8 protein-coding genes, 1 other RNA gene and 1 pseudogene are annotated in these 10,121 nt (G+C 72.4%); 1 reads left to right on the forward strand and 9 read right to left on the reverse strand.

Translation table 11 applies throughout. The features are described from left to right. Positions 1–15 precede the first annotated feature (15 nt). From ACFP3U_RS34285 to ftsE, 6 genes are all read right to left on the reverse strand, one after another. Complete coding sequence (locus ACFP3U_RS34285) at positions 16–2,316, reverse strand: HelD family protein (protein WP_380229677.1); 2,301 nt, start codon at positions 2,314–2,316, stop codon at positions 16–18. A 128-nt stretch (positions 2,317–2,444) separates the two neighbouring features. Next, positions 2,445–2,826: a transfer-messenger RNA gene (gene ssrA / locus ACFP3U_RS34290) on the reverse strand. Positions 2,827–2,912: 86 nt separating this feature from the next. After that, positions 2,913–3,389, reverse strand: a complete 477-nt coding sequence (gene smpB, locus ACFP3U_RS34295) for an SsrA-binding protein SmpB (RefSeq protein ID WP_380229678.1) — start codon at positions 3,387–3,389, stop codon at positions 2,913–2,915. Positions 3,390–3,433: 44 nt separating this feature from the next. After that, complete coding sequence (locus ACFP3U_RS34300; protein ID WP_380229679.1) at positions 3,434–4,582, reverse strand: S41 family peptidase; 1,149 nt, start codon at positions 4,580–4,582, stop codon at positions 3,434–3,436. 111 nt (positions 4,583–4,693) lie between these two features. Beyond that, the gene (gene ftsX / locus ACFP3U_RS34305; RefSeq protein ID WP_380229680.1) at positions 4,694–5,605 is read right to left on the reverse strand and encodes a permease-like cell division protein FtsX; all 912 of its coding nucleotides are present in this window, start codon (positions 5,603–5,605) and stop codon (positions 4,694–4,696) included. A gap of 77 nt (positions 5,606–5,682) precedes the next feature. Beyond that, on the reverse strand, positions 5,683–6,372 hold the full coding sequence (gene ftsE, locus ACFP3U_RS34310; RefSeq protein ID WP_376151635.1) for a cell division ATP-binding protein FtsE: 690 nt from the start codon (positions 6,370–6,372) through the stop codon (positions 5,683–5,685). Between the two features lie 350 nt (positions 6,373–6,722). Here ftsE and ACFP3U_RS34315 point away from each other — a divergent pair, with 350 nt between their 5' ends. Further along, positions 6,723–6,917, forward strand: coding sequence for a hypothetical protein (locus ACFP3U_RS34315; RefSeq protein WP_380229681.1), 195 nt, complete (start codon positions 6,723–6,725; stop codon positions 6,915–6,917). Positions 6,918–7,074: 157 nt separating this feature from the next. On the opposite strand, the gene prfB is transcribed toward ACFP3U_RS34315, so the two are convergent. The 3 genes and pseudogenes from prfB to ACFP3U_RS34330 form a co-directional block, all read right to left on the reverse strand. Beyond that, positions 7,075–8,187, reverse strand: a complete 1,113-nt coding sequence (prfB, locus tag ACFP3U_RS34320; protein ID WP_380229682.1) for a peptide chain release factor 2 — start codon at positions 8,185–8,187, stop codon at positions 7,075–7,077. Positions 8,188–8,302: 115 nt separating this feature from the next. Beyond that, complete coding sequence (locus tag ACFP3U_RS34325) at positions 8,303–9,562, reverse strand: serine/threonine-protein kinase (RefSeq protein ID WP_380229683.1); 1,260 nt, start codon at positions 9,560–9,562, stop codon at positions 8,303–8,305. Between the two features lie 261 nt (positions 9,563–9,823). Beyond that, positions 9,824–10,121 (reverse strand): annotated as a pseudogene (locus tag ACFP3U_RS34330) (serine/threonine protein kinase); the annotation flags it as partial.

Raw genomic sequence — 10,121 nt, forward strand, 5'->3', positions numbered from 1 at the left:
TCAGTCGCGCACCCGTCAGTCGCGCAGCAGCGCGGGCAGGCCGGCCGCGTCCGGCAGGTCGTCCGGCCCGGACAGCACGGTCAGCCGCTGGGTCGCCCGGGTGAGCGCCACGTACAGCACCCGCAGGCCCGCCTCCGACTCGCCGGCGATCCCGGTCGGGTCGGCCACCACGGTCGCGTCGTACTCCAGGCCCTTGGCCTCCAGGCTGCCCAGCGTCACCACGCGCTCGCCCAGCCCCTCGGCCCAGCCGGCCGCCTCGGCGCGCCGGTCCATCGGCACCACCAGGGCCACCGTGCCGTCCACCTCGCCCAGCAGCCGCTCCAGCTCGGCCCGGGCGGCCGCTCCGAAGACCCGGGGCGACGGGTCGGTGACGGCCGCGAAGCGCGGCTCCACGCCCACGTGCCGCACCGCGCTCGGCGACGGCGTGCCCGGCGCGGCCAGCGCCAGCACCTTGGCGGCCACCTCGGCGATCTCGGCCGGGTTCCGGTAGTTCACGGTCAGCGTGAAGCGGCGGCGCGGCTTGCCGGCCAGCACCTCGTCCAGCGCGGCCTGCGCCTCCTGCGGGAACGGCCAGGAGGACTGCGCCGGGTCGCCGACGATGGTCCAGGTGGCCATCCGGGCCCGGCGGCCGATCATCCGCCACTGCATCGGGGTGAGGTCCTGCGACTCGTCCACGATCACATGGGCGTACTCGGTGCGCTCGACCGGCACCCGATCCCGCTGCCGGGCGTTCCGGTCGGCGAAGGTCGTGACCTCCTCCAGGCCGGTCAGCAGGTCCATCGCGTCGACCTCCCGGTACTTCGGCCGGGCCGGCTCGCCGAGCAGCAGCTGCAGCTCGTCCACCAGCGCCACGTCGTGCGCCGACAGGGCGCCCTCGCCGCGCTCCGACAGGTGCCGCCAGGACGCGGCCAGCACCTTCGCCTCGTCCGGCGTGACCGCGCGGCGGGCGATCCGGTTGGTGTGCCGGGACTGCTTCAGCGTGCCGAGCACCCGGCGCGGGGTGACCACGGGCCACCAGGCGTCCAGGAAGTCCAGGAACGGCGCCTCGTCCGAGACGTACTCGTCGAAGGACTCCTTCTCCTCCTGGCGCCGCTCGCGGGCGTAGTGGTCGGCGGGCCTGGGCAGGTGGCGGACGGCCTCCTGCCAGAGCGCGTCCAGCAGCAGCCGGCGGGCGCGCGGGCGCAGCAGGTTGATCGGGGTGCCGCCGGAGCCGATGACGTTGCCGCGCACCGCCTTGAGGCGGCCCGCGTCCAGCCTCAGCACCTCGCCGCGGGCGACCACCTTCAGCTCCTGCGGGGCGCCCAGCTCCAGCGCCGCCCGGGCGGCCCGGCGCAGCAGCTGGACCATCCGGGCCGAGCCCTTGATCCGGGCCGCCTCCGGGGTGTCGTAGGTGCCGGCCTCGATGCCGTCGACCAGCGAGCCGACCGCGCGGATGGCGACCTGGCCCTCCTCGCCGAGCGAGGGCAGCACGCCCTCGGTGTAGGAGACCAGCAGCGGGGTCGGCGAGACCACCAGGATGCCCCCGGCGTAGCGGCGGCGGTCCTGGTAGAGCAGGAAGGCGGCGCGGTGCAGCGCGACGGCGGTCTTGCCGGTGCCGGGGCCGCCGGTGACCAGGGTGGCACCGGCCGCGGCGGCGCGGATGACCTCGTCCTGCTCCTTCTGGATGGAGGAGACGATGTCGCGCATCGAGTGGCTGCGGGCGCGGCCGAGGGAGGCCATCAGCGCGCCGTCGCCGACGATCGGCAGCTCCTCGCCGTCCAGGGTGGGGGTGAGGTCGGGGCGGAGCAGGTCGTCCTCGACGCCGATCACCTTGCGGCCCTTGGAGCGGATCACCCGGCGCCGGAGGACCCGGCCGGGCTCCAGCGGGGTGGACCGGTAGAACGGCGCGGCGGCGGGGGCCCGCCAGTCGATCACCAGCGGGCCGTACTCGGCGTCCAGGACGCCGAGCCGGCCGATGTGCAGGGTCTCGGCGACGGCCGGGTCGGCGGGGTCGAGCGGCGTGTTGGAGGGAATGCCGTGCTCCTCCGGGGCGTCGGCCCGCTGGAGGTCGATGCGGCCGAACAGGAAGTCCTCGAACTCGTTGTTGAGTCGCTGGAGGTGCGCGCCGGCCCGGTACACCTGGGCGTCGCGCTCGGCGAGCGCGCCGGGGGTGCCGACATGCACCCGCTTGACGGCGTCTTCAAGGATGTACTCGGCTTCGGCGAGCTTCTCCTCCAGGCGGCGGTAGACGGTGTCGAGGTGGCGTTGCTCACCGGCGATCTCGCGCGCGCGCACGGTCTCGTGGTCGGTGGCGGTGGTGTCCGTGTTGCTCTGCATGGCCTCGGTGGTTGCGGCGGAATCCCGCTCCGGGAAACGAGCGGACGGACGATCCTACGCCGTAGCCGGGGGAAACGTGAAGGCCGCCCTCCGCAACGCGGTGGACGGCCTTCACTGTGAACATGGGGTGGTGGAGATGCCGGGAATCGAACCCGGGTCCAGTGGAGTTAATTCAGGGCTTCTCCGAGCGCAGTCCGCTGTGATTTTCTCGGCCCTGGCGGTCACACGGACAAGCCGCCAACAGGCCCAGCTGCTGTTTGATTTCCCATCCGCCCTCGCAGCCCGGGCGGACGGTTGAGTTCCCTAGATTATGCCAGGGTCCGGGTCGGGAACTCCCCGGTCTGACACCCAAGCGCTATCGGTGCTTATTAGGCAGCGAGAGCGAACTGCTGGGAATCGCGCTTAGAGTTGGCGATTATTTTTTTGCGACACGTGGTTAACGAGATCATTGCCGCGTTCCTCGGCTCGCTTCCCCTGTTTCAACATCCCCTGTCGAAACCGATCATCCCCATGTTTTTTTGAGAAACAGCTCGGACGGTGACCGTCCGTGTTGCTGGCGCCATAGTACGCGAGGCGAGCAGCGGGGGTCCAGCCGATTAACCCTGGCGCCGTCGGGCGGCCGCCACGGCGCGTGCGGTCTCGCGGGTGTCCTGCTTCTCGCGCAGGGTCTGCCGCTTGTCGTAGAGCTTCTTGCCGACCGCGAGGGCCAGTTCGATCTTGACCCGGCCGTCCTTGAAGTACAGCGAGAGCGGGACGAGGGTGTGGCCGGCGTCCCGGACCTTCGTCTCGATCTTCTGGATCTCCATCCGGTGCAGCAGCAGCTTGCGCTTGCGCCGGGCCGCGTGGTTGGTCCACGTCCCCTGGGTGTACTCGGGGATGAAGACGTTGTCGATCCACGCCTCGTGGTTCTGGATGTAGGCGTAGCCGTCGACCAGGTTGGCCCGCCCCTCACGCAGTGACTTCACCTCGGTGCCGGTGAGCACGAGGCCGCACTCGTAGGTGTCGAGGATGGTGTACTCGTGTCGCGCCTTCTTGTTCTGCGCGATCAGCTTGTGTCCGGTTTCCTTTGCCATAGCGCGGCCATTCTCGCACCTCCGGCCCCTGTCGAGCAGCCCCTTTACGTACGGCTGCCCAGACCGGCCAGGACCCGCAGGGCGAGCGCGGCGGCGTCCTCGGCGGCCTCCGCCGGGACGTCCGGGGCCAGCCCGGTGCCCTCTGGGGAGCGGCCGGCCGGGGTGTGGTACCGGCCGACGGTGAGTTCCAGCACGGCGCCGTCGGCGAGTCGGCTGGGCTGCTGCACGGTGCCCTTGCCGAAGGTCCGGGAGCCGACCACCACGGCCCGGCCGCGGTCCTGGAGGGCGCCGGTGAGCAGTTCGGCGGCGCTCATCGTGCCGCCGTCCACCAGCACCACCAGCGGGGTGCGCTGGTCGCCGCCGGGCGGGGCGGTGAGTTCGCGGGTGCCGCCGCGGTCCTGGTAGGAGCCGACCGGGCCGCCGTCCAGGAAGACCCCGGCGGCGCCGACGGCCTCCTCGACCAGCCCGCCGGAGTTGCCGCGCAGATCGAGCACCACCCCGGCGCGCGCGCCGCGCGCGGCGGCGCGCACCTGCTCGGCCACGCCGGAGGTGAAGGCCCGGACGGCGATCCGTACGACGCCGCCCGCCAGGTGCTCGACCGCCACCTGCTGGCTGTCCAGCAGCGCCCGACGCAGCCGCAGCTCGCGGACCTCGCCCTCGCCGCGCTGCACCGCCAGGACCACCTCCGAGCCGGCCTGCCGCTCGGCGCCCTCGCGTCCGCGCAGCCGGGCGACCACCTCGGTGACCGGCAGCCGGTCGGCCGGGTCCGCGCCGATCCGCAGCAGCCGGTCGCCGACCGCGATCCCGGCGGCGGCCGCCGGACCCCCGGGGTGCACCTGGGAGACGGTGGTGAGGCCGTCCTCGCCGCGGCCGACCGACAGGCCCACGCCCAGGTAGCGGCCGTCCAGGCCCTGGCTGAACTCGGCGTACTCCTGGGCGCTGTAGTAGGCGCCCCAGCGGTCCCCGGTGGCGCCGATCAGGTGCTCGGCCTGTTGCTCGGAGAGGTTCGCGCCGGCCGGGTCCTGGCCGGCCCCGAGGGGCGCGGCGGCGGGGGCGGCGTCCACCGAGGGCGGGCGCGGGGCCGTACCGGGCTCGCCGCCCCAGGCTCCGGTGGCGGCGCCGGCCAGCAGGACCACCCCGAACACCAGGCTGAGGGTGGCCGCCTGACGGGTCGCGCGGGGAGTGACGGGCATGGCACCGGAGTCTAGGGCGTGTCCGGAACGCGGGGGCCGGAACGGACTGCGGCGGAACGCGGGCGGCCCCGGACGGCGCAGTGCCGTCCGGGGCCGCCCGGTCGAAGGCCCCTAGACCTTGAGGTACTTGCGGAGGGTGAAGAAGGCCGCGATGCCGGCCATGCCCATACCCACCACGACCAGCAGCGGTATCACCGCCAGCACCGAGGAGAGGCCGATGAAGTGGATGAACTGCACCCGCTCGGCCAGCCAGTTCTGCACGAAGAAGTGCCCGCAGAGCAGCAGGCCGGAGGCCATCACGGCGCCGAGCAGCGCGGAGAACGCGGCCTCCGCGATGAACGGCATCTGCACGTAGAAGTTGGAGGCACCGACCAGGCGCATGATGCCGGTCTCGCGCCGCCTGCTGAACGCCGACACCCGGACGGTGTTGACGATCAGCAGCAGCGCGACGAAGAGCATCAGCACCATGATCACGAAGGCCGCCGTCTGGAGGCCGTTCAGCAGGCCGAAGAGGTTCTCCAGGATCTTCCGCTGGTCCTCGACCGACTTGACGCCGGGCTTGCCGGCGAAGGCGCTCTGGATGACGTCGTACTTGGTCGGGTCGTTGAGCTTGACCCGCCACGACTGCGGGATGGCGTCCGGGCCGAGGACGGAGATGAGCGGGTTGTCCGGGTTCATCTCCTTCCAGTGCTTGTACGCCTCGGTGGAGTTCTCGAAGGTCGAGGACTGGACCACCGAGTCCATCTTGTCCAGCTGGGTCTTGATGTCGGCGATCTGCTGGTCGGTGGCCGCGCCCTTGTCGCACTGCGGGGAGTTCCGGGCGTCGGCCTTGGTGCAGAAGTAGATGCTCACCTCGACCTTGTCGTACCAGTACCCCTTCATGGAGTTGACCTGGTCGCGGACCAGGAGGGAGGCACCGGCGAGGGCGAGGGAGAGCGCGACGCTGACGACGACCGCGATGGTCATCGTCAGGTTGCGGCGGAGACCCACACCGATCTCCGACAGGACGAACTGGGCGCGCATGCGTTCAACAACTCCAGGGTCGGTACTGCGGGTCGGACGAGGCGGGCGGACGGCCCACGGGTTTCAGCGCCGAACGGTCAGTGCTGGTACCCGTAGACGCCGCGGGCCTGGTCGCGGACCAGCAGCCCCTTGTCGAGCTCGATGACGCGCTTGCGCATCTGGTCGACGATGGCCTGGTCGTGGGTGGCCATCAGCACCGTGGTGCCGGTGCGGTTGATGCGGTCGAGCAGCTTCATGATGCCGACCGAGTTCTGCGGGTCGAGGTTGCCGGTGGGCTCGTCCGCGATCAGCAGCATCGGGCGGTTGACGAACGCCCGGGCGATCGCGACGCGCTGCTGCTCACCACCGGACAGCTCGCCGGGCATCCGGTCCTCCTTGCCGCCGAGGCCGACCAGGTCGAGCACCTCGGGCACCACCTTGCCGATGGCGCTCTTCGGCTTGCCGATGACCTCCAGGGCGAACGCGACGTTCTGCGCGACCGTCTTGTTCGGCAGCAGCCGGAAGTCCTGGAAGACGGTGCCCAGCTGGCGGCGCATGTGCGGCACCTTCCAGTTGGACAGCTTGCCCAGGTCCTTGCCCAGCACGTGCACCTCGCCGTTGCTGGGGCGCTCCTCGCGCAGGCACAGCCGCAGGAAGGTGGACTTTCCCGAGCCGGACGAGCCGACCAGGAAGACGAACTCACCCTTCTCGATCTCCAGCGAGACGTTGTCCAGGGCGGGACGGTTCTGCTTGGGATAGGTCTTGGAGACGTTGTCGAATCTGATCACGGCTGCATCACGGAGGCCATCCTAGGCGGCGCCAGTCCTCGGTCGCCCCGCCCCCCGGCATGCCCGGCCCGGGGCGGGCGAGGGGAGCGGAACGGCCGCTCCCGGCTTGGGACCATACGCGAATGCGCGGCCGGCCCGCAGGCTCCGGATGCGACAGCGACGGAAAACTGGGGGAGAATGCCCGGTTATGCCCTGAAAATTGGGAGCCATCTCACAGCCCGGGGGCCGGAACGCGCGGAACCTGGCAGAGTGGAGGGTGCGGTCGTGCCCGACCGCTCCGCCGCACAGGGCACAAGAAGGAACCAAGGCCCGGTCCGGTGCGTTTGCAGTAGCAGCGAGGAGGAGATCGCATGACCTGCGACCATCTGGTGTGCGCCAACTGCAACGGCCGCGTCAGCGAGGGCCGCTGCCCCGCCTGCCGTGCCACCCGGGCCCGGCTGCAGGAGCAGCAGAGCCCGTTCGCCGCGCTCTCCCCCGCGATGCTGCTGGCCGTCCTGGCCGGACTGCTCGCGGTGGCGCTGATCGCGCGGCAGGCGCTGGCCTGAGAAACGTGCCCCCGAGGAACGTGCCACTGTCGAACGTGCCCCTGACGAACGTCCGCACGACGTCCCGTACGGAGTCCCCTACGAAGTCCGCGTGACGTCCGCACGGGAAAGGCCCCGACCGGGATCCGGTCGGGGCCTTTCGCCGTCGGGGGGGCGCTTACTGCGCGGCGGTCTCGCGCTGCTTGCGCCAGCGGATGCCGGCCTCGATGAAGCCGTCGATGTCGCCGTCCAGCACGGCCTGCGGGTTGCCGGCCTCGAACGCGGTGCGAACGTCCTTGACCATCTGGTACGGGTGCAGGACGTACGAGCGCATCTGGTTGCCCCAGGAGCTGCCGCTGTCCTTGAGCGCGTCCATCGCGGCCCGCTCCTCCTGGCGGCGCCGCTCCAGCAGCTTGGCCTGGAGGACGTTCATCGCGGACGCCTTGTTCTGGATCTGCGAGCGCTCGTTCTGGCAGGACACCACGACACCGGTCGGGAGGTGCGTGATGCGCACCGCCGAGTCGGTGGTGTTGACGCCCTGGCCGCCGGGGCCGGAGGCGCGGTAGACGTCGATGCGCAGCTCGGACTCGTCGATGTCGACGTGGTCGGACTGCTCGACGACCGGGAGCACCTCGACACCGGCGAACGAGGTCTGCCGGCGGCCCTGGTTGTCGAACGGGGAGATGCGGACCAGACGGTGGGTGCCCTGCTCGACCGAGAGGGTGCCGTAGGCGTACGGCGCCTTCACGGTGAAGGTCGCGGACTTGATGCCGGCCTCCTCCGCGTACGAGGTGTCGTACACCTCGGTCGGGTACCCGTGCCGCTCGGCCCAGCGCAGGTACATGCGCATCAGCTGCTCGGCGAAGTCGGCGGCGTCCACACCACCGGCCTCGGCGCGGATGTTGATCAGCGCCTCGCGGGCGTCGTACTCGCCCGACAGGAGGGTGCGGACCTCCAGCTCCTCGACCGCCTTGGCGACGGCCACCAGCTCGGCCTCGGCCTCGGCGCGGGTGTCCGCGTCGTCCTCGGCCTCGGCCAGCTCGAACAGGACGCCCAGGTCGTCGATGCGGCCGCGGAGGCCCTCGACCCTGCGCAGTTCGCCCTGGAGGAAGGAGAGCCGACTGGTCACCTTCTGCGCGTTCGCGACGTCGTCCCACAGGGTGGGGGCGGCTGCCTCCTCCTCCAGGACCGCGATGTCGGCCCGGATCTTGTCCAGGTCGAGGACGGCCTCGATCGACCCCATGGTCGTATCGAGGTTCTTGAGCTCTTCGGAAGGATCGACGGCTGCCACGCCCCCAGCGTAATGGTTCGCGGGGTGCACATGACGCCCCCGGGGGCCTCCGGGCTCCGGACCGCGCCGCCGGAGCCCGTTCCGCCGGGCGTTCGCGGCTCGGCGGAACGGACCCTTAGGGCGCCCGCGGGGCCGTGGAGACGGTGGCCGGGCGCGGGGCCGGGCCGGCGTCCGGGGCGGTCGCGGCGAAGGCGGTCCAGGCCGCCGCGGCCCCGGCCAGCAGCAGGACCGTGGCCAGCAGCACGGCCAGCATCCGGCGGCGGCGCAGCAGCGCCTGGCGGTCCCGGCGGTGGGTCGCGCCCGGGACGGTCCGCTGGGCCCGCGACTCGGCCGCGTACGAGGCGAGCTCCTGCGCGGAGGGGCGGCGCAGGCTGGTGTGGGTGTCCCGGGTGGAGTCCGGGGCGGCACCGGGCACCAGCGGGACGGCCGGGCCGCGGCGGCGCTTGTGGGTGCCCGGGGCGGCGTCCACCTCGGCGTACACCGCCTCGCCCGGGGTCAGCGCCTCCTCGGCCGGCGCCCGGCCCTGCTGCGGGACGGCCAGCACCGGCAGCCCGGCCAGCGCGGGCAGCTGCTCGCGCAGCCGGGAGGCCAGCTCGGCGGCGCGCAGCCGGGAGGCCGGGGCCTTGGCCAGGCACTCGGCGATGATCCGCCACAGGCCGTCGGGCAGACCGGGGATCGGCGGCACCTGCTCGGTGACGTGCCGGCGCAGCACCGCGCCGGTGTGGCCGCCGCCGAACGGCGTGAAGCCGGCCAGCAGCTCGTACAGCACGGTGGCGAGGGCGTAGATGTCGACGGCGGCGCGCGGCTCCAGGCCCTCGATGATCTCGGGGGCGAGGTAGTCGGGGGTGCCGATGATCCGGGTCGCGCGGGTCCGGCGCGGGGCGTCGACCAGCCGGGCCACGCCGAAGTCGGTCAGCTTGGCCCGCGGGGCGCCGCCGGGGCCGGGGGCGGCGGCGAGGTCGAGCAGGACGTTCTCCGGCTTGACGTCGCGGTGCACGATGCCGGCCGCGTGTGCGGCGGCCAGGCCGTCGGCGACGTCCGCGATGACCGAGGCGGCGGTCTGCGGGGGCAGCGCGCCGTCGCGCTCCAGCCGGGAGCGCAGGTCGGTGCCCTGGACGAGTTCCATCACCAGGGCGAGGTCGCTGCCGTCCACGACCATGTCGCGCACACCGACCACGCGGGGGTGGTCGAGGCTGGTCAGCGCGGCGCGCTCCTGGACGAACCGCCCGACCAGCACCTGGTCGGCGGCGAGGTCCTCGCGGAGCAGCTTGACCGCGACCGGACCGTCCGGGCCCTCGCCGAGCCAGACCGTCCCGGCCGAGCCCCGGCCGATCACCTGGTGGACGGTGTAGCGGCTGCCGATCTTGCGTGCCAATGCTGCTCCGTGGGCGGCGGGAGCGCTCCGGGAGGGTCCGGTGCACTCGGTGGGGCGGGACAACAGCGACCAACCTACGCGCCCGAGCACCCTCGGCGGACCGCCTGAGGGGGCTCGGCGGGCGGGAAACGGCAAGAATTCCGGGAAATTGTCGACAAAGCGTCAATTCCGCCGTCCGGTGTCGGGATCGACGCCGGGGGTCGGCGCCGGAGCGCTCCCGGCACCGCCGGCGCCCCTGCTGTCGCCCGCGTCACACGGCCGTCACTTCGTCGAGTCGAAGACGCTCGTCACCCAGTCCTTCGCGCTGGTGAACCAGTCCTGGACGTTGGCCCAGTACTCGGGGAGCGGCGTGAAGTTCCACAGCGCCACCGCGGCCAACGCCAGCACCAGCAGCACCATCAGGCAGCCCTTCAGGCAGCCCAGGCCCGGGATGTACATCCGGTTGCGGCTGCGCGGGCGCGGCTCGCGGCGCGGCGCCTCCCGGGGCGCCTCGCGCGGCGGCTCGGCGTGGCGCTGCGGGGGCTCGCGGTGCTGCGGCACCGGCGGCTCGGCCCGGCGC

The organism is Kitasatospora misakiensis (assembly GCF_042656005.1).
Lineage (GTDB): Bacteria > Actinomycetota > Actinomycetes > Streptomycetales > Streptomycetaceae > Kitasatospora > Kitasatospora misakiensis.